This window comes from Paenarthrobacter sp. NPDC090522, from assembly GCF_044769225.1.
Classification (GTDB): Bacteria; Actinomycetota; Actinomycetes; order Actinomycetales; family Micrococcaceae; genus Arthrobacter.
On the sequence record NZ_JBIVXL010000006.1, the window covers coordinates 15969 to 33964 of the forward strand.

Annotated in this window: 19 protein-coding genes and 1 tRNA gene; 15 read left to right on the plus strand and 5 right to left on the minus strand. The window is 64.3% G+C overall.

The genetic code is table 11. The features are described from left to right. Window positions 1–12: 12 nt before the first annotated feature. From ACIQT2_RS08995 to ACIQT2_RS09005, 3 genes are all read right to left on the minus strand, one after another. The gene (locus tag ACIQT2_RS08995; protein WP_402945684.1) at window positions 13–654 is read right to left on the minus strand and encodes a GntR family transcriptional regulator; all 642 of its coding nucleotides are present in this window, start codon (window positions 652–654) and stop codon (window positions 13–15) included. A gap of 76 nt (window positions 655–730) precedes the next feature. Continuing rightward, window positions 731–1444 (minus strand): response regulator, encoded by a 714-nt coding sequence (locus tag ACIQT2_RS09000; protein WP_402945686.1) that lies wholly within the window; start codon window positions 1442–1444, stop codon window positions 731–733. Next, entirely contained in the window at window positions 1441–3105 is a 1665-nt protein-coding gene (locus ACIQT2_RS09005) for an ATP-binding protein (protein WP_402945688.1), read from the minus strand. Before ACIQT2_RS09005 ends, ACIQT2_RS09000 begins: the two co-directional genes overlap by 4 nt. Window positions 3106–3246: 141 nt before the next feature. Between ACIQT2_RS09005 and ACIQT2_RS09010 the strand changes: the two genes are divergently transcribed. The 10 genes from ACIQT2_RS09010 to ACIQT2_RS09055 all read left to right on the plus strand — a co-directional run bounded on the left by ACIQT2_RS09010 (window position 3247) and on the right by ACIQT2_RS09055 (window position 12960). Further along, entirely contained in the window at window positions 3247–4590 is a 1344-nt protein-coding gene (locus ACIQT2_RS09010) for a cation:dicarboxylate symporter family transporter (RefSeq protein WP_402945690.1), read from the plus strand. Between the two features lie 244 nt (window positions 4591–4834). Next, window positions 4835–5734, plus strand: a complete 900-nt coding sequence (locus ACIQT2_RS09015; RefSeq protein ID WP_397322929.1) for a ParA family protein — start codon at window positions 4835–4837, stop codon at window positions 5732–5734. Between the two features lie 32 nt (window positions 5735–5766). Beyond that, on the plus strand, window positions 5767–6639 hold the full coding sequence (locus tag ACIQT2_RS09020) for a segregation and condensation protein A (RefSeq protein WP_402946075.1): 873 nt from the start codon (window positions 5767–5769) through the stop codon (window positions 6637–6639). Beyond that, window positions 6632–7288: an SMC-Scp complex subunit ScpB gene (locus ACIQT2_RS09025; RefSeq protein WP_402945693.1), complete on the plus strand. Its 657-nt coding sequence runs from the start codon at window positions 6632–6634 to the stop codon at window positions 7286–7288. Before ACIQT2_RS09020 ends, ACIQT2_RS09025 begins: the two co-directional genes overlap by 8 nt. Before the next feature lie 134 nt (window positions 7289–7422). Continuing rightward, window positions 7423–8634: a pseudouridine synthase gene (locus ACIQT2_RS09030; protein WP_402945695.1), complete on the plus strand. Its 1212-nt coding sequence runs from the start codon at window positions 7423–7425 to the stop codon at window positions 8632–8634. Between the two features lie 2 nt (window positions 8635–8636). Beyond that, window positions 8637–9743, plus strand: coding sequence for a prephenate dehydrogenase (locus tag ACIQT2_RS09035; RefSeq protein WP_400334704.1), 1107 nt, complete (start codon window positions 8637–8639; stop codon window positions 9741–9743). Continuing rightward, complete coding sequence (gene cmk, locus ACIQT2_RS09040; protein ID WP_402945697.1) at window positions 9743–10456, plus strand: (d)CMP kinase; 714 nt, start codon at window positions 9743–9745, stop codon at window positions 10454–10456. Before ACIQT2_RS09035 ends, cmk begins: the two co-directional genes overlap by 1 nt. Next, on the plus strand, window positions 10446–11180 hold the full coding sequence (locus ACIQT2_RS09045) for a lysophospholipid acyltransferase family protein (RefSeq protein ID WP_402945699.1): 735 nt from the start codon (window positions 10446–10448) through the stop codon (window positions 11178–11180). Before cmk ends, ACIQT2_RS09045 begins: the two co-directional genes overlap by 11 nt. Window positions 11181–11191: 11 nt before the next feature. Next, window positions 11192–12742: a ribosome biogenesis GTPase Der gene (der, locus tag ACIQT2_RS09050; protein ID WP_400334699.1), complete on the plus strand. Its 1551-nt coding sequence runs from the start codon at window positions 11192–11194 to the stop codon at window positions 12740–12742. Between the two features lie 141 nt (window positions 12743–12883). Further along, a tRNA-Pro gene (locus ACIQT2_RS09055) sits at window positions 12884–12960 on the plus strand. A 108-nt stretch (window positions 12961–13068) separates the two neighbouring features. On the opposite strand, the gene ACIQT2_RS09060 is transcribed toward ACIQT2_RS09055, so the two are convergent. Further along, the gene (locus tag ACIQT2_RS09060) at window positions 13069–13515 is read right to left on the minus strand and encodes a MarR family winged helix-turn-helix transcriptional regulator (RefSeq protein ID WP_402945701.1); all 447 of its coding nucleotides are present in this window, start codon (window positions 13513–13515) and stop codon (window positions 13069–13071) included. 172 nt (window positions 13516–13687) lie between these two features. Between ACIQT2_RS09060 and ACIQT2_RS09065 the strand changes: the two genes are divergently transcribed. Continuing rightward, complete coding sequence (locus ACIQT2_RS09065; protein WP_402945703.1) at window positions 13688–14896, plus strand: MFS transporter; 1209 nt, start codon at window positions 13688–13690, stop codon at window positions 14894–14896. A gap of 106 nt (window positions 14897–15002) precedes the next feature. Here the strand turns inward: ACIQT2_RS09065 and ACIQT2_RS09070 are convergent, their stop codons facing one another. Then, a complete protein-coding gene (locus ACIQT2_RS09070) occupies window positions 15003–15593 on the minus strand; it encodes a hypothetical protein (protein WP_402945705.1) in 591 nt (196 codons plus the stop codon). A gap of 117 nt (window positions 15594–15710) precedes the next feature. Here ACIQT2_RS09070 and gcvH point away from each other — a divergent pair, with 117 nt between their 5' ends. The 4 genes from gcvH (at window position 15711) to ACIQT2_RS09090 (ending at window position 17956) form a co-directional block, all read left to right on the plus strand. Then, a complete protein-coding gene (gene gcvH / locus ACIQT2_RS09075) occupies window positions 15711–16097 on the plus strand; it encodes a glycine cleavage system protein GcvH (RefSeq protein ID WP_400334692.1) in 387 nt (128 codons plus the stop codon). Between the two features lie 139 nt (window positions 16098–16236). Beyond that, window positions 16237–16713, plus strand: coding sequence for an FHA domain-containing protein (locus tag ACIQT2_RS09080; RefSeq protein ID WP_397322917.1), 477 nt, complete (start codon window positions 16237–16239; stop codon window positions 16711–16713). A 23-nt stretch (window positions 16714–16736) separates the two neighbouring features. After that, a complete protein-coding gene (locus ACIQT2_RS09085; protein WP_400334690.1) occupies window positions 16737–17453 on the plus strand; it encodes a MerR family transcriptional regulator in 717 nt (238 codons plus the stop codon). Then, entirely contained in the window at window positions 17453–17956 is a 504-nt protein-coding gene (locus ACIQT2_RS09090; protein ID WP_397322914.1) for a bifunctional nuclease family protein, read from the plus strand. The genes ACIQT2_RS09085 and ACIQT2_RS09090 overlap by 1 nt, the downstream gene beginning before the upstream one ends. Window positions 17957–17996: the final 40 nt, after the last annotated feature.

Below are 17996 nucleotides of genomic sequence, written 5' to 3' on the forward strand. Positions count from 1 at the left end.
GGGTTGGACGGTTCACTGGGCCGGATGTGCGGCTTTGACGTGGGTGAGGCTGCGGTGCAGGTGGACGGTGGTGGCCGCTTCGGCCAACCGTGGGTTCCCGGCGGCGATCGCTTCGGCAATGGCTGCATGTTCCGCGGCCGCGGCGGCGAGTCGGGCGGAATCATCGACCGCGAGTCGCCGGATGCGGACCAGATGGACACGGAGGCTCCGCATGGCTTGGGCGAGGTAGGTGTTGGCAACAGCGGCATCGATGGCGTCGTCCAGGCGCCCCACGAGTGCGTAGTAATCGTGACGGGCCGGGTCCGATTCCCGGAGCAGCCCGGGCGCGCGGTCTAGCTCGGCCTGCAGGTCTTTGAAAATTCCGGGGTCGCCGCGTTCCGCGGCCAAGGCTGCGGCCCTGACTTCCAAGGTTTCACGCAGTTCGAAGAGCTCATCGATGCTCTCGAGGGAGATGTCGGTGACCACGACGCCCCGGCCGCCTGCCGCCGTCGTCAGTCCTTCAGCGGTCAGTCGGCCGAGTGCTTCCCTGACCGGCGTCCTGGAGACGCCGAGGCGTTCGGACTGCTCCACTTCCGCCAGGACGGTACCGGGACGGAGGCGCCATTCGATGATGTCCTCACGGAGGGCGGTGTAAGCCCGGTCACTGGCGCGCATGATTTCCAGTGTATACATACGGCTCAAAATAAGCCATGATGTGCCGTCCATGAGCCATTAATGTATACACAGTCCGTCAGTTGCGGCGCCATCCGTATTCGTTTTCGGGCCGCCCAGGGGTTCCGTACCGCGGGGTCCGGGTGACCGTGCCGGCGTCGGCCAAGTACTCCAGGTAGCGCCGGGCCGTCACGCGGGACATTCCCACTGCTTCCATGACTTCGCTGGCGGACACCGGCAGTTCGCGGGTGCGTACCAGGTCCTTGACTGCCTCCAGTGTCGAGGGGGAGAGCCCCTTGGGCAGGGGCAGGTCCGTGGGGGCGCGAAGGCTGGCAAATGCCTGGTCCACATCGCTCTGCGAGGCGCCCGCGCCGGGGGTCCCTGTGGTGGAACCAGCCAATTGGTCGCGGAAAGCGCGGTAGCTGGTGAGCTTGTCCGCGAAGGTGGCATACGTAAACGGCTTGATGAGGTATTGCACCACGCCGATCGACACAGCGCTCCGGACAATGCTGAGTTCGCGGACGGCCGTAATGGCGATGATGTCCGCAAGGATTCCAGCGGACCGCATGCGTCGGGCCACGTCCAGTCCGTGGAGGTCGGGGAGGTTCATGTCAAGCAACACCAGGTCGACAGGTGAGCCGGAAGCGGCGAATTCGCCCAGGAGGCGGAGGGCCGACTGGCCGTCGGGGGCGGTGCCAACCACGGTGAAGCCGTCGATCCTCCCCACATAGACCGAGTGGGCATCGGAAGCGATCGGTTCGTCTTCGACCACCAGGACGCGGATATCTGTCATGCCTTCCCTTCCCCGGGAGCCGTCGTGGGCAGCACAATATGGAACTGCGCGCCGCCAGGGTTGTCTGTTGTCCCCGGATTATCGATGGACATCGTACCGTTGAGCCTTTGGATCGCTTGCCGCACCAGTGCCAGCCCGACGCCCCGGCCATGGCTGCCGCGCGGATCTCCCGTCGAGGACTTGGTGCTGTAGCCGTACTGCAGGACGTCGTCGATCGACGCCGGATCGATGCCGGCGCCGGAGTCCCGGACCACGAATTCGACGGCGGCACCTCCGGTCAGCACCTCAAGTTCCACCGATCGGGGGAGCCCGCCGGCTGCCGCTGCGTCGATGGCGTTGTCCAGCAGGTTTCCCACGATGGTCACCAGGTCCTGGATTTCCAATCCGCGAACGCCCGCGGTGCCGGACGTCCGGACCGTCAGATCCACGCCGCGTTCGTGGGCCTCGGCGGCCTTGCCCATCACCAGGGCGCTCATCACCGGTTCGTCCACTGCGGCCAGCATGTCGTCCGTCAGTTGCTGGCTCAGCTCAAGGTCCTTCGTGGCAAACTCGAGCGCCTGGGGCGTGCGGCCGAGCTCCAGGAGGGAAACGATCATGTGCAGGCGGTTGGCGTGCTCATGGGTCTGTGCGCGCAGGGCGTCGGAGAGGGTCTTCATGGTTTCCAGTTCCGTGCCAAGGGCTTCGATCTCGGTCCGGTCGCGGATGGTGGCCACGGTGCCGTAGACCGCCGGTTTCTGGCGGCTCCTGGGTGGGACGGGACCAACAGCCGGGGCCTGGTTTACCACCAGGATCCGGGAACCCGTCAGATGGATCTCGTCATGTGCCGGCCGGCCGGACTCGAACAGGGCGCGCAGGCTGCCGTCGAAGGGAAGCTCGGCGAGCCGCGGTGCCTGGTCGGGGGAGCGGTCCGCTTCGGACGGCTCCAAGCCGAGCAATTCGGCCGCCTGGTCGTTGTACATGACGGCGTTGCCGCGTGTGTCGATGAGAATGAGACCCTCGCGCACCGAGTGCAGGACCGACTCGTAGTAGGCGAAGAGCTGGGCCAGCTGCTCCGGTCCCCATCCACGCGTGACGGAGCGCAGGTATCGTCCGAGCAACCAGGACGCCACGGAACCAAAGAAGAGGACCCCCAGGGCAATGGCGCCGATGACGGTCAGCCGTTCAGCGAGATCGGTGTCCACCGTGCGCACCGTGATGCCCGCTGCCACCAGGGCTTTAACGGACCCGGCCGCGTCCTTGACCGGGGCGATGGTCCGGACCGACGGGCCCAAGGTTCCCGCAGTTACTTCGGTAAACGTTTGGCCCTGCAGGGCCGGCTCGATGGTTCCGATGTAGGGCTTGCCGAGTTCCTCGGGCCGGGGGTGGGTCCACCGTGTCCGGTCCGGGGCCATGATGGTGATGAAATCCGCATCCGCGGTGTCCATGACCTTCAAGGCATAGGGCTGCAGGGTGGCGGAAGGATCTGGGCTGGAGGCAGCCTGCAGGACCAAGGGGTTGTTGGCAATGGAAGCGACGATCGCCTGCATCCGGCTGCCCGCATCATCGTAGGCCCGGTTCCTGGCCTCGGCCACGGAGAAAGCGCCGAACGCCGCCGTCAGCACCATGACGAACAGCAGGTTCGCCACGAACAAGCGGCGGGCAATGCTCCAGCTATGAAACACGTGTGGGCCTCCCATGACCAATATGACCGCAACGGTGATGTATGTCACCAGCGGCTGAATGATGGATATCACACAAGGGCAGCGGAGTGGACACAAGTGCAGGACCGCAGCGCCTTACACAGTATCCAGAAGGAGATTCCCATGACCTCTCAACGAGGAGAGTCGGCATTGGCCGCCACCGGCGGGCGCAAGGGGCTCGACAAGTCGCACTACCTGTACATCGCTGTCATTCTCGCAGTCGTGCTCGGTGCCGTTGTTGGCCTGGTGTTCCCCGAAGTCGGCAAGTCGCTCAGGCCGCTCGGCGATGGCTTCATCAAGCTGATCAAGATGATGATCGCACCCGTCATCTTCTGCACCATCGTCCTGGGCATCGGCTCCATTGCCAAGGCCGCCACGGTGGGCAAGGTGGGCGGACTCGCCCTGGGGTACTTCGTGGCCATGTCCACGTTCGCGCTCGCCATCGGCCTGGTGGTCGGCAACCTGATCCACCCGGGCGAGGGCCTCAAGCTGACCCCCTACGACCCCAACAAGAAGGCCGCCACGGACAGCACAGTGGACTTCCTGCTCGGCATCATTCCCGGGGATATTCCGGTGCTTCCCACCTTGCTGGCCGCCATCCTGGTGGGCTTCGCGCTCCAGAAGATGGGCAAGCAGGGCCAGCCGATCCTCGCCGCCATCGGCCACGGGCAGCGCCTCGTGTTCCGCATCCTGATCATGATCATGTGGCTCGCCCCGGTAGGTGCGTTCGGTGCCATTGCCGCCGTCGTGGGCGCAACCGGTGCGCAGGCAATCCTCAGCATGTTCACCCTGATGATCGCGTTCTACATCACCTGCATCCTGTTCATCGTGGTCATCCTCGGCACCCTGCTCCGTGCAGTCGCCGGTGTGAACATCTTCAAGCTGATGAAGTACCTGGCCCGCGAATACCTGCTCATCTTCTCCACCTCGTCCTCCGAAGCTGCGCTGCCTCGCCTCATCGCCAAGATGGAACACCTGGGTGTTTCCAAGCCTGTTGTCGGCGTGACGGTCCCCACCGGTTACTCCTTCAACCTGGACGGCACGGCCATCTACCTGACCATGGCCTCCCTGTTCGTTGCCAACGCCATGGGGACGCCGCTTGACCTGGGCGCCCAGATCTCCCTCCTGGTCTTCATGATCATCGCTTCGAAGGGTGCGGCAGGCGTCACCGGCGCCGGCCTGGCAACGCTGGCCGCCGGACTGCAGGCACACAAGCCGGAGCTGCTGGGTGGCGTGGGCATGATCGTCGGTATTGACCGCTTCATGTCCGAGGCGCGGGCGCTGACCAACTTCACCGGCAACGCCGTGGCCACAGTTCTGATCGGCACGTGGGTCAAGGAAATCGATAACCGTCAGGTCAACGAGGTCCTCTCGGGCAATGCACCCTTCGACGAGCAGACCATGCTGGCCCACGACGAGGTGGCCGAGGCTCCCGAAGCCGACGCCCGCGAGAAGGCAACCGTCTAGTCCTCCACCGAATCCCGAGCCCGTCTGAAGGCCGGTGCCCGCAGGGGCGCCGGCCTTCTTTCGCGCGCGGGGGAGCGGGCAGACCCTAAACCTTCCACCTCTACTAGAGGGTAAAGGCTCAAAGGCCGGGCAATGTCAAGTTCCCCGGAATACCGTGTCGGTCGCTGTAGCCTAGGTGGGTAGCAGTGCTGGTCCCACGGGACCGGCGGCCGGGAAGATCGTCGTCGAAAGAGTGGTTGGATACGTGAGCATCGAACGGGGAACAGCAACCCTGGCAGGCACCGAGCTCGATCTGGAAGACGCAATCATGGGGCCCACGGGCCGCCCGCACCGCGACTTCCCGGAACCGGCTCCGCTTGCTTCGCACGGCCCGGCGAGAGTCATCGCCATGGTCAACCAGAAGGGTGGAGTGGGCAAGACCACGTCCACCATCAACCTTGCCGCCGCGCTCGCCGAGTACGGCCGCCGCGTGCTGTTGGTGGACTTCGACCCGCAGGGCGCCCTGTCGGCGGGGTTGGGCGTCAACCCCCATGAATTGGACCTCACCGTCTACAACGTGCTGATGGACCGTAAGGTGAGCATCCGCGAAGCCATCCACCAGACCGGCGTGGAGGGCGTGGACCTCCTGCCGGCCAACATCGACTTGTCCGCCGCCGAGGTGCAACTGGTCAATGAGGTGGCCCGCGAGCAGGTACTGGACCGTGCCCTCAAGAGCGTCGAGGACGAATACGACGTCGTCCTGATCGACTGCCAACCGTCGCTGGGCCTGCTGACCGTCAACGCACTGACTGCCGCCCACGGTGTCATCATCCCGCTCATCTGCGAGTTCTTCGCCCTCCGCGCTGTCGCCCTGTTGGTGGAAACCATCGAGAAGGTGCAGGACCGCCTGAATCCACGCCTGCAGGTGGACGGCGTCCTGGCCACCATGTACGACGCCCGCACCCTGCACAGCCGCGAGGTCATCTCCCGCCTGGTGGAGGCGTTCGGTGACAAAGTGTTCGAGACCGTCATCAAGCGTTCCATCAAGTTCGCCGACGCCACCGTTGCCGCCGAGCCCATTACCAGCTACGCGGGCAACCACGTCGGTGCGGATGCCTACCGCCGGCTCGCGAAGGAACTGATCTCGCGCGGCGGCGCACCGTAGCCGTCGGCGTGGGATCGCCGTCTGCCCCGCCGCTGGCGGTGGACTCCTCCGGGCCAACGCCCGACGCCGGCACCTCCAAAGCGTCAAAGGGCGGCTTCGAGGTACGGCTGGCCAATTTCACGGGCCCCTTCGACCTGCTGCTGGGCCTGATCGCCAAGCACAAGATGGATATCACCGAAGTTGCCCTCGCAACGGTGACGGACGAGTTCATCAAATATATCCGCAGGTTGCAGGAACTGGGGGAGGACTGGGCGCTGGACGAAGCCAGCGAATTCCTGGTCATTGCGGCCACTTTGCTGGATCTGAAGGCTGCCCGCCTCCTGCCCGCCGGCGAGGTGGAAGACGACGAGGACATTGCGCTGCTGGAGGCCCGTGACCTCCTGTTCGCGCGCTTGCTGCAGTACAAGGCTTTCAAGGAAGTGGCCGGACTCCTCGGCGACCAGTTGGAAGAAGAAGGCCGCCGGTTCCCGCGCCAAGTGGCCCTGGAGGGACATTTTGCGGCCTTGTTGCCGGAACTCGTGTGGCGCCACAGCCCGGAGCAATTTGCCGAACTGGCCGCCAAAGCGCTCAAACCCAAAGATGCCCCGCCCACCGAGGTGGGCTTGGGCCATTTGCATGCCCCACCTGTCAGTGTGAAGGAGCAAGCCGGGATCCTCGGCTACCGCCTGCAGTTGGGGGCGCCGCTGACGTTCCAGGTGCTGATCGCGGATGCCGAGAGCACCCTGGTGGTGGTTGCCCGCTTCCTGGCCCTGCTCGAGATGTTCCGTGACCGCGTGGTCGCGTTTGAGCAGCCCGCGCCCTTGGCCCAGTTGGTGGTCCGATGGAGTGGAAGCGACGCAGAATGGGACAGCTCAAACGTGAGCGAAGAGTACGAGGACCTGGGAGATGGAGCCGCAGATGACTGACCAGCCGGCAGGCACGGATGGCCTGGCCGAACTCGAGGCCCTCCCCGGCGGCGCAAAGGCAGCCCTGGAGGCTGTGTTGATGGTGATCGACGAGCCGGCCACCGCGGAGGAGCTGGCCGCGGGACTGAACGTGACCGTCGCCGTCGTCGATGATTTGCTGCAGGAAATCCGCCGCGAGTATAGCGGCTATACTGTTAAAGCCCCGGACGTGGATGCTGATGGCTTTGCCGCTGCCAGCAACGCACCCCGGGGTTTCGAATTGCGGAACATCGCCGGGGGTTGGCGGATCTACTCGCGGCCGGATTTCGCCCACATCGTTGGCAGGTTCGTCCTTGAGGGCCAAACCACCAGGCTGACCCAGGCAGCACTGGAGACTTTGGCGGTCATTGCCTATCGCCAGCCGGTCTCGAGGGCCAGGGTGTCCGCAATTCGCGGCGTTAACGTCGATTCCGTCGTCAGGACACTGACCCAGCGTGGATTGATCGAAGACGCCGGTAACGATCCCGAGTCCGGGGCAATCCTGTACCGGACAACCTCCTATTTCCTGGAACGGATGGGCATCGGTTCAGTCGCGGACTTGCCGCAGCTGTCACCGCACCTTCCCGGCCTCGAGGGGATCGACGAGCATTACGACGCAAGCCGGATGTGAGCATTCGGTACAAATACATATTGGTTCACGGCGCGCAGGGCGTGCCGCAGCAGCAGGGGCAGGCGATTGCCTGCCGGGCTGGCTAGTGTTGATTGCAGCACGGACGGCCGGCCAATACTACACAAGGACGGGTCATGACACAGGCGGGACGCCAGGGTTCACCACGTAACGGTTCGGGACGCAACAACTCCGGACGCAATGAGGCAAGGGGCGGCGCAGGGCGCTCCAACGCCGGCGGCTTTGCTGGCCGCGGCGGCAGTGCCGGCGCTGGAAAGCGCACCTTCAAGCAGGGCGAGGGCCGGCCGTTCAAGGCCGCAAAATCGCGGGAAGCGGCTCCTTTCGACCCCGACAACCCCACGACGGCCGGCGGTCGCAGCCAGGCGGCCAAGCCCGCCAAGCCCTTCCGCAAGCCCGGATCCAACAAGCCGGGTTACGGCAAGGCACCCGGCACGCCCGGCGCCCTCAAGCCCAAGCAGAAGCCCGGCAACGCCAAGCAGTACGGCTCCAAGGCCTTCGGCAGCGAGCGGTTTGGCCAAAACCTCGGTCCGGTCCGGAAGCCCGGCCGCACCCGCGGTCCGCGAGTGGACGTTCCCCAATCGGATCTGCATGACGTTGACGGGGTGCGCCTCCAGAAGGTCATGGCCCAGGCAGGCGTGGCTTCCCGCCGCGTGTGCGAGGAAATGATCCTGGAAGGCCGCGTCGAAGTGGACGGCCAGATCACCACGGAGCTTGGCATGCGGGTCGACCCCAAGTCGGCGGTCATCCACGTTGACGGCATCCGCATCCAGCTGGACGAAACCCTGGTCTACATGGTCTTCAACAAGCCCAAGGGTGTTGTGTCCACCATGGAAGACCCCGAGGGTCGTCCGTGCATCAGCGATTTCCTCAAGACCAACAAGAACAAGGGCGAACGGTTGTTCCACGTGGGGCGCTTGGATGTCGCCACCGAGGGACTGCTGTTGCTGACGAACGACGGCGAGCTCGCCAACCGCTTGACCCACCCTTCGTATGAGGTACCCAAGACCTACCTGGTCCAGGTGCGGGGACCGTTCCCGCAGGGCGTCGGAGCCCAGCTGAAGTCGGGCGTCGAGCTTGAAGACGGCATTGCGGCAGTGGACTCCTTCCGTCTGGTTGACTCAACGCCGGGCCACGTCCTGATCGAGGTTGTGCTGCACTCCGGCAAGAACCGCATTGTGCGCCGCATGTTCGACGCCGTCGGTTTCCCGGTGCAGCGGCTGGTGCGCGTCAAGGTTGGCCCCATCGGCCTCGGCGACCAGCGCCAGGGCAGCATCCGCAACCTCGGCAAGCAGGAAATCGGCCACTTGATGGCCGCCGTGGGACTCTAGGCATGTCGGCATTCCGCACGCACGGACGGGGCCATCTGGATGGCCCCGTCGTGGTACTTGGTACGGGCCTGCTCGGTGCCAGCATTGGCCTCGGCCTGCGTGGGCGCGGCGTCCCGGTTTTCCTGTTCGACACTTCGCCCACCAACCAGGCTGTGGCCGTGGACATTGGCGCGGGTCGTCCGCTTGACGAGCTGGATGCCCAGCCGCAGCTTGTGGTTGTGGCAGCTCCGCCGGATGTCACGGCAGACGTCGTCGAGAAGGCATTGGCTGACTACCCGGAAGCGGTGGTCGTCGATATTGCCAGCGTCAAGGCCGCCATCCAGGCCGACTTGCGTTCGCGGGGCGTGGATATGTCCCGCTACGTGGGCACCCACCCGATGGCGGGCCGGGAGAAGTCCGGACCCGTGGCTGCCAGGGGCGAGTTGTTCACGTCCATGCCGTGGGTCATCTGCCCGTCCGACGAAACAGCGGACGAGGCACGCCAAGTGGCGCGTTCGCTGGCGGGGGACCTGGGCGCGTTTGTTTCCCAGTTCAGCGCCGATGAACATGATGAGGCTGTGGCCCTGGTGTCGCACTTGCCGCAGATCATGTCCTCACTGCTGGCCAGCCGGCTCCAAGGCACGCCGCTCCATGCGCTGTCCCTTGCCGGCAACGGCCTGCGGGACACCACGCGTATCGCAGCGAGCGATCCCACCCTTTGGGTCCAGATCCTCGGTGGAAATGCGGACAAGGTCGTGGAAATTCTCCATGGCGTCCGCGAGGACCTCAACCGGCTGATCGGTACCTTGGAAGATCCGTTGGCCCCTGGTGCCAGGCTTGACCTCGCCCAACTGATCAGCGAAGGCAACGCCGGGCAGGCCCGGATCCCGGGGAAGCATGGCGGCCCGCCGCAGGCATATTCCTGGTTGACCATCCTGGTCGATGACAGGCCGGGCCAGATCGCGCAGCTCCTCACCGAGATCGGCGAGATCGGCGTAAACCTGGAAGACCTTCGGCTGGACCATTCGTCGGGACAGAATGTGGGCATGGTGGAAATCTCCGTCCTGCCCAGCAAGCACGACCTCCTTGTTGAAGCATTGACCGATCGTGGATGGCGGGTACTCCAGTAATGACGCGTGAATTCTTTGGCCCGGAGACGGTTGCCCGTCCCGGCAAGCCGCTCGTGATAGCGATCGACGGTCCTTCGGGATCGGGCAAATCGAGTGTCAGCAAGGAAGTGGCCAAGCGGCTGAAGCTGGCCTATCTGGACACAGGCGCCATGTACCGTGCGCTGACCTGGTACTGCCTTAAGACAGGGGTGGACCTTCACGATGGCGCCGCCGTTGAACTTGCTTCCAAGACCATGCCATTGGAAATCAGCACCAGTGCCGCGAACGAGTACGTGGCTGTGGACGGAACCGACGTGACGGAGGAAATCAGGGATCCCCGGATTTCCTCGTCCGTGAGTGCCGTGGCCACCACCCTGGGTGCCAGGACGGAACTGATCCGCCGTCAGCGGCAACTGATCGACCAGCACCATCACCGCATGGTGGTGGAAGGCCGCGATATCACCACGGTCGTCGCGCCCGGTGCCGAAGTGCGCATGCTCCTGACCGCCAGCGAGGAAGCCAGGCTCCGACGTCGCGGAATCCAGTTGGGCGGAACCCAGAGCAACGAACAACTGGCCGCCCAGGTGCTCCAGCGCGATGCGAAGGATTCCACGGTGGTGAACTTCACGCAGGCCGCTGACGGCGTGGTGACCCTGGATTCTTCGGACCTCGACTTCGAGGAAACCGTCCAAACCGCGTTGGCGATTGTCAGCAAGGTCATCTATGGCGACTGAGCAGCAGCGGCTACCGGCATCCTGGAACCGCTTCTGGAGCCGTCCCATCGGGTGGTTCCTGGGTCACGTTCTGTACAGGACGTCGGTGGCGGGCAAGAGCAATATCCCTGCCGCCGGTCCGGTCATTTTTGCCGCCAACCACATCAGCTTCCTGGACGGCCCCGTCATGTACGGAGCGGCGCCGCGGCCCATGCACATCATGGTCAAGAAGGAGATGTTCAAGGGGTTCCTGGGCAGGGTCCTGACGGCTTCGGGCCAGATCCCGGTGGACCGCAGCGGCGACCGTGCCGCCCTGCACCTGGGCAAGGAACTGCTCGACGGCGGCCGTTGCGTCGGCATCCTGCCTGAAGGGACGCGGGGGACCGGTGCCGCCGAAAGCATCAGCAGCGGAGTTGCCTGGTTGGCTGTCAACTCCGGTGCCACGGTGATTCCCGTGGCCATCCTTGGAACGCGGCACCCGGGCGAGCACCGTGACCATATTCCCCGCCTGCGCAGGAAGCTGTACGTCAGCTTCGGCGAACCCCTGACGGTGCAGCGCCGGAAGGGCGAACCGGGGCGTGTTTCAATGGACAGGGCGGCGGCGGCAATCCGCGATGCCTTGGCAGCACACGTCCAGGAAGCCGTCCGGAAGACCGGGCAGGCCCTTCCCCGGGAAGCGGCCCCTGAACCGGACCAACACCACCGCCACATCGAAGTAGCCGGAACCCCGGCAGACCACCACTGAAGGAAAGTGCAATGAGCGATACGACTCAAAAATCCGGCCACCATGGTGCCGGCGACGACGAATACACGCCCACCGGCACCGACCAGGTGGCTGAAAACCTGGCTGCGCTGGACGACGAGGAGGCAGAGCTCCGGGCCGCCACCCTCCGTGCCGGACTCGATGATTACGAGCTCGACGAAGACGACGCTGCCCTGCTCAGCGGCGACTACGAGGACGAAGGCGACGAGGGACCACTCAAGCTGGATCCCGTCCTGGCCATCATCGGGCGTCCCAATGTTGGCAAGTCCACCCTGGTCAACCGCATCCTGGGCCGTCGCGAGGCCGTGGTGGAGGACACGCCGGGTGTCACCCGCGACCGTGTGATGTATTCGGCGCGCTGGAACGGCAAGAACTTCACGCTGGTGGATACCGGCGGGTGGGAGCACGACGCCAAGGGCATCCACGCCCGCGTGGCCGACCAAGCCGAGATGGCTGTCGAGCTGGCTGATGCAGTGCTGTTCGTTGTGGACTCCGCCGTTGGCGCCACGGCAACCGATGAGGGCGTCATGAAGATGCTCCGCAAGAGCAAGAAGCCGGTCATCATGGTGGCCAACAAGGTGGACGACTTTGCGCAGGAAGCGGACTCTGCCTCCCTGTGGGGCCTGGGTTTCGGCCAGCCGTACCCGGTTTCGGCCCTGCATGGCCGCGGGGTCGCCGACCTCCTGGACCATGTCATTGACACCTTGCCGGAGTTCTCGCTGGTGGAAGGCGTCGAGCGGTCCGGTGGTCCACGCCGCATCGCACTCATCGGTCGCCCGAACGTAGGCAAGTCCTCGCTGTTGAACAAGCTCGCTGGTTCGGAGCGTGTTGTGGTGGACCCGCTGGCGGGAACCACGCGTGACCCCGTAGACGAGTTCATCGAGCTCGGCGACCGTACGTGGCGCTTCGTGGACACTGCCGGTATCCGCCGCCGCCAGCACATGGCCCAAGGCGCGGATTTCTACGCCTCGCTGCGAACTCAGGCCGCGCTCGAGAAGGCGGAGGTCGCCGTCGTGCTCCTCGCAGTGGACGAGGTCCTCAGCGAGCAGGACGTCCGCATCCTGCAGTTGGCCATCGAGTCCGGCCGTGCGCTGGTCCTGGCCTTCAACAAGTGGGACCTCCTGGATGATGAGCGTCGCCGTTATTTGGAACGCGAAATCGAACAGGACCTGGCGCACGTTGAATGGGCCCCCCGGGTGAACATTTCCGCCAAGACCGGCTGGCACAAGGACCGTTTGGTTCCTGCGTTGGACACGGCGCTGGAGAGCTGGGACCGCCGTATTCCCACGGGACGCCTCAACGCGTTCCTGGGTGAACTGGTAGCTGCCCACCCGCACCCCGTCCGTGGCGGAAAGCAGCCGCGCATTCTCTTCGGCACCCAGGCGTCCAGCAGGCCGCCGAAGTTCGTGCTGTTCACCACTGGCTTCCTGGACCCCGGATACCGCCGGTTCATCACGCGGCGCCTGCGCGAAACGTTCGGCTTCGAAGGCACGCCCATCGAGGTCAACATGCGCGTTCGCGAGAAGCGCGGCCGGAAAAAGTAAATGAGACGCGCATCACAGCCAACTTTGGCTCGGATGGCATAAGCGGCCTCCAACTTCGTGTAAGCTTTTGGAGGTGGTTCGGCCGGACTGCTTAGGTAGGAATCTTCGGAGAAATACCTTGGCGGAGAACGGTGGAACCAGCGGGCTGTAGCGCAGCTTGGTAGCGCACTTGACTGGGGGTCAAGGGGTCGCAGGTTCAAATCCTGTCAGCCCGACCATAAAGGCCGGAGTCCCGTGGAAACACGGAACTCCGGCCTTTGGTCGTTAAGGCGTGCGTCCCCTCCTGGGCGGCCCGGCGAAAGCCAGGCCACTCCTGGGGGTGTGCGTCAGACTGCCTGCAAGGCCCCGATCGCCCGCACCAGCGGCTCGAGTTCCGGAACCCGTTCGGCCGCAGCCAGGGCAGATGCCAGCGTTTCGTCGTGGACGGGTTTGGCATCCAGGAGCAGCTTTTGTCCGGCCACTGTCAGTTCCGTGTAGATCCCACGCCGGTCATCGGCGCAGAGGATGCGGGTGAGGAGCCCGCGATCCTCCAAGCGGTTCACCAGCCTGGTGGTAGCGCTGCTGGAAAGTGCCGTGGCGCGGGCGAGTTGCTGCATGCGCATGTGCCATCCGTCCTGCCGGCTGAGCGCGTCCAGGACCGTGTACTCCACTACCGAGAGTTCGCTGGACGCCTGGAGTGCCTTCTCCAGTTCGGCCTCAATGCTCCCGTGCAAGGCGGCAAGCGTGCGCCAGCCCTGTGCCCGTACCTCGACGGCGTCATCCTTGATGCCCATGTCTGCTGTGCTCCTGACTTGGTGGTGGTCCGAATGCAGGCTCCACAAAGTAGTTGCTTGCGCAAATACCTAGCGTGTGCAACTATATATACAGCGTCTGCAACTATTATTCTACGGTTCCCGGCGGCGCACTTCCACTCCAGGGGACCACCCCAATGAAGGAGCTCTCCACATGCCTGCAGGGTTGATTGCCCTTGCCCTGGGCGGTTTCGGTATCGGACTGACCGAATTCGTCATCATGGGCCTCTTGCCCGAAGTAGCGGCTGATTTCCGCGTCAGCGAAGCGTCGGCCGGCTGGTTCATCTCCGGCTACGCTTTGAGCGTCACTGTCGGAGCCCTCCTGGTGACGGCGGCCGTGACCAGGCTTCCCCGAAAACCCGTACTCATGGGCCTCCTGGTCCTCTTCATTGTTGGCAACTTCCTGTCCGCGGTGTCGGAAAGCTATAGCGCCATGCTGGTAGGCCGGATCATTGCCGCGCTGTGCCATGGAGCCTTCTTTGGCATCGGTTCCGTGGTGGCTGCGAGTCTGGTTCCCGCACACAAAAAAGCCGGAGCAATCGCCATCATGTTCACCGGCCTCACCGCGGCCAACGTCTTGGGAGTGCCCTTCGGCACCCTCCTCGGCCAGAACTTTGGCTGGCGCTCCACTTTCTGGGCCATTACCGTCATTGGGGTCATTGCCTTGGCGGGGATTGCCCTCATGGTGCCCAAGTCCAGCGCCGAAGCCGCCAAGAGCCTGCGCACCGAAATCGGGGCCTTCCGCTCCGGCCAGGTGTGGCTCTCCCTTGTGGTGACCATCCTCGGATTCGGCGGCATGTTCGGAGCGTTCACCTACATTGCCTTCACCCTGACCGAGGTCTCCGGGTTCGCGGCAAGTTCGGTTCCGTGGCTCCTGGTGCTGTTCGGTGCCGGCCTGTTCGTGGGCAACTTCCTGGGCGGCAAGGCAGCGGACAAGGCCCTCGACGCATCCTTGATGGTGATCCTCGGTGGCTTGGTGCTGGTCTTGGTGTTCTTCGCCCTGACGGCTTCCAGCAGCATCGCCACCCTCGTCTCGCTTGCGCTCATGGGTGGGTTCGGCTTTGCCACGGTTCCCGGCCTTCAGATGCGCGTCATGCATTTCGCCACGTCGGCTCCCACCCTGGCGTCCGGGGCCAACATCGGTGCGTTCAACCTTGGCAACGCGCTCGGTGCCTGGCTCGGCGGCGTGACCATCAGCGCAGGCCTCGGCTACACATCGCCCATTTGGGCGGGTGCGGGGATCACGGTGGCAGCCCTGCTGGTCATGGTGGCAGCCGCAGTGGCGGCCAAACGCAAGGCTCCTTCGGCGCCAAAGCCGGCGTCCGACGTCGAACGCGAACCCCGGGCGGCCACTGTCGCCTGACGCTGACGGCAGCATGGAAAAGCCCGCCGCGGATAGTCGTCCGGGGCGGGCTTCTTTCATGCTCTGTTGCCGTTGGGGCAGACTCCCGGGCGCAGATCGCCCGGGCTCATGGTCCGGCGGGCGTCCCGTTCCCTGCGTCTTCCGTCGACGCCGCAGCTTTGGCGGTACGCACGCGTTCCAGTTCGGCTTGCTTGAGTGCCTTCATTTGCTTGCCACGGCGACGCCACACCGCCCAAAGAATGGTGACTGCGGCGAAGATGACCGCGGCCGCCACTGCGGAGATCGCCGTCCACGTGGTGAAGAAGCCGGCATCCACGCTGAGGGTGCGCTGGCCTGCGTGGGCGGATTCGTTGGAGCCGAACACGATTCCCGCCGTCAGGAGGTTGGGCGTCGCGACGGCTACCGCCACCAGGAGAATGACGATCTTGAGGGGCCACTTCACAGCTTTGTGCGTGGCTTGCCAGGCAATCACCAAGGGAACGAAGGTGAAGACGAACCCGTAGAACATGCCCACCAGGACGCTGGCACCAAGGTCACGCCGAATTTGTCCCGCGATGACGTCGGACCACCAGCGGGGGAGTATTGCGCCCAAAACAAAGTAGGCTGCCACGGCAACAAGCAATGCCACAATGACCAGGATTATTTTGACGCCCCAATTGCCCTTTTTCCCGGGTGGTACTTGTGCTTGTTCAGTCATGGGTCAATCATGGCAGAGACCTCGCAGGGCGTAACGGAATTATGCCTATACTTTCAGCGGTGGCCGGATGCCCGGGCCGCCGTCGAGGTCCAATAAAGTCCCGATGAAAGGCGACCCATGAGCAATATTCCAGCCGATCTTTCCTATACCGCAGAACACGAATGGGTTTCGGCGCCGGACGGTGACGGAGTTGTCCGTGTAGGCATCACGGATTTTGCCCAGGATGCCCTGGGCGATGTGGTCTATGCCCAGATGCCGGAACCCGGAACCAAGATCACCGGAAATGATGTTGTGGGCGAGGTTGAATCGACCAAGAGCGTCAGCGATATCTATGCTCCGGTCAGCGGCGAAGTCATCAACAGGAATGACGCCCTGGACCAGGATCCTGCCCTCATCAACTCCGATCCTTACGGCGAAGGCTGGCTTTTTGAAGTCAAACTCGCCGAAGCTGACGCAGTGGATTCCCTGCTCAGTGCATCGGAGTACGAACAACAGGTAGGCTAAAGTTATCTGGCCCGCCCGGCTGTATTTCCCCGGAGGGGATTTACGGGAAGGGCGGGCCAGCAACCGATTTGCCCGGCGGTACCGGGAGGTGGATGTGGCCGGCAGGTTTTGGAATGCCGGCGGATGAGGAGGAAATTCCATGGTTGGCGGCGACAAGAACCAAGCCAATGTAGGGAACGGCGCGGAGGAGCAGCCCACGTCGGAGACCACCTCGATCAGCATCACGCCAACGTGGGATGAGCCCAGCATTGCCCCGAAGCTTGCGCCGGAGGAACGCGCCTCTGTTGACGCGCTCCCGCCGGACTCCGCACTGCTCATTGCACACAGCGGCCCCAACGCCGGAGCGCGGTTCCTTCTCGATGCGGATACCACCACGGCCGGCCGGCACCCTGATGCGGACATCTTCCTGGACGACGTCACCGTTTCACGCAAGCACGTCGAATTCCACCGCACTTCCGCGGGCTTCGAACTCGTGGACATGGGAAGCCTGAACGGCACGTACGTCAACCACGACCGTGTGGACCGTGTTCAACTGAAGAGCGGCAACGAAGTGCAGATCGGCAAGTTCCGGCTGACCTACTACCTGAGCCCTGGCCGCCCGGCGGGCCAAGCCTGACCCCGGGGTACCTGCCTGTGGCAATGGCCCAGCCGGAACGTCGCGGACCGCAGGTCCTGAACATCGGGGAAGTCCTGGCTCAACTGAGTGACGATTTCCCCGGGATGACCGCGTCCAAGATCCGATTCCTCGAGGAAAAGGGCCTCATCAATCCCAAGCGCACGCCTGCCGGTTACCGGCAGTATGCGGACAGTGATGTGGAACGCCTGCGGTTCGTCCTGGCACTCCAGCGCGACCAGTACTTGCCGCTGAAGGTGATCAAGGATTACCTGGACGCGATCGACCGTGGGGAGCGCCCGGACAATCTTCCGCCGGGAGTCTCGGTCACACCCCGGGCCGTCACTGCCGAGATGGCTGCTGAGGTCCATGGCCGTGCCCGGACGCTGACGGAAGAACAGCTTCGCGCCGAGTCCGGTGCGAGCGTCCCCTTGCTGGAGTCCCTCCTGAGTTTCGGGCTGATCAGCCACATTGGCGGCAAGTTCGACGAGCACGCCCTCCAGGTTGCCCGCGCCTGCGTCCAACTGGAAGTCCACGGCCTGGAGCCCCGGCACTTGAGGCCGTTCCAGGCCGCCGCCGACCGCGAGTTTGGCCTGGTGGAAAGGGCCGTGGCGCCGCTGACCTCGCGGAAGGATGCTGCGTCGCAGGCCCGTGCAGCCGAAGCCGCGCGTGAAATCAGCGACCTCTGCCTCACCCTGCACCGGGCGCTCGTCCACCACCGCATCTCACGGATGGACTCCTGATGATCGAAGTAGAAATCGTCGGCGTTCGCATCGAACTGCCCTCCAACCAGCCTTTGGTTCTGCTCCGGGAACTCAAGGGGGAGCGGCATGTTCCGATTTGGATCGGCACTCCCGAGGCCAGCGCCATCGCGCTGGCGCAGCAGGGTGTGGTCCCGCCGCGACCCATGACGCACGATCTCCTGATCGACGTTGTTGAGTCCCTGGGCCACTCGATCATCAGCGTCAACATCGTTGCGGTCGAGGACAACATCTTCTACGGCCAACTGCAGTTCGACGACGGCACGGTGGTCAGTTCGCGGGCGTCGGATGCCCTGGCCCTGGCTTTGCGGGCAAAATGCCGCATTTGGTGCGCCGACGCAGTCATGGAGGAAGCAGGCGTCCGTATCACTGAGCACGATGAGGGCGAAGACTCCGAGCCGGATCCCAGCGTGGACGAAGAACGTGAGATGCGCCGCTTCCGCGAGTTCCTGGACGATGTGGAGCCAGAGGATTTCGAAGGCTGAGTCACCCTAAGCCTAAAGTTGAGGGTGAAAGTTTCGACAC

Coding starts and splice junctions, on each gene's coding strand:
- ACIQT2_RS08995 (WP_402945684.1), bottom strand. CDS start 654: ATGCGCGCCAGTGACCGGGCTTACACCGCCCTCCGTGAGGACATCATC.
- ACIQT2_RS09000 (WP_402945686.1), bottom strand. CDS start 1,444: ATGACAGATATCCGCGTCCTGGTGGTCGAAGACGAACCGATCGCTTCC.
- ACIQT2_RS09010 (WP_402945690.1), top strand. CDS start 3,247: ATGACCTCTCAACGAGGAGAGTCGGCATTGGCCGCCACCGGCGGGCGC.
- ACIQT2_RS09025 (WP_402945693.1), top strand. CDS start 6,632: ATGACTGACCAGCCGGCAGGCACGGATGGCCTGGCCGAACTCGAGGCC.
- ACIQT2_RS09030 (WP_402945695.1), top strand. CDS start 7,423: ATGACACAGGCGGGACGCCAGGGTTCACCACGTAACGGTTCGGGACGC.
- ACIQT2_RS09035 (WP_400334704.1), top strand. CDS start 8,637: ATGTCGGCATTCCGCACGCACGGACGGGGCCATCTGGATGGCCCCGTC.
- cmk (WP_402945697.1), top strand. CDS start 9,743: ATGACGCGTGAATTCTTTGGCCCGGAGACGGTTGCCCGTCCCGGCAAG.
- ACIQT2_RS09045 (WP_402945699.1), top strand. CDS start 10,446: ATGGCGACTGAGCAGCAGCGGCTACCGGCATCCTGGAACCGCTTCTGG.
- der (WP_400334699.1), top strand. CDS start 11,192: ATGAGCGATACGACTCAAAAATCCGGCCACCATGGTGCCGGCGACGAC.
- ACIQT2_RS09060 (WP_402945701.1), bottom strand. CDS start 13,515: ATGGGCATCAAGGATGACGCCGTCGAGGTACGGGCACAGGGCTGGCGC.
- ACIQT2_RS09065 (WP_402945703.1), top strand. CDS start 13,688: ATGCCTGCAGGGTTGATTGCCCTTGCCCTGGGCGGTTTCGGTATCGGA.
- ACIQT2_RS09070 (WP_402945705.1), bottom strand. CDS start 15,593: ATGACTGAACAAGCACAAGTACCACCCGGGAAAAAGGGCAATTGGGGC.
- gcvH (WP_400334692.1), top strand. CDS start 15,711: ATGAGCAATATTCCAGCCGATCTTTCCTATACCGCAGAACACGAATGG.
- ACIQT2_RS09080 (WP_397322917.1), top strand. CDS start 16,237: ATGGTTGGCGGCGACAAGAACCAAGCCAATGTAGGGAACGGCGCGGAG.
- ACIQT2_RS09085 (WP_400334690.1), top strand. CDS start 16,737: ATGGCCCAGCCGGAACGTCGCGGACCGCAGGTCCTGAACATCGGGGAA.
- ACIQT2_RS09090 (WP_397322914.1), top strand. CDS start 17,453: ATGATCGAAGTAGAAATCGTCGGCGTTCGCATCGAACTGCCCTCCAAC.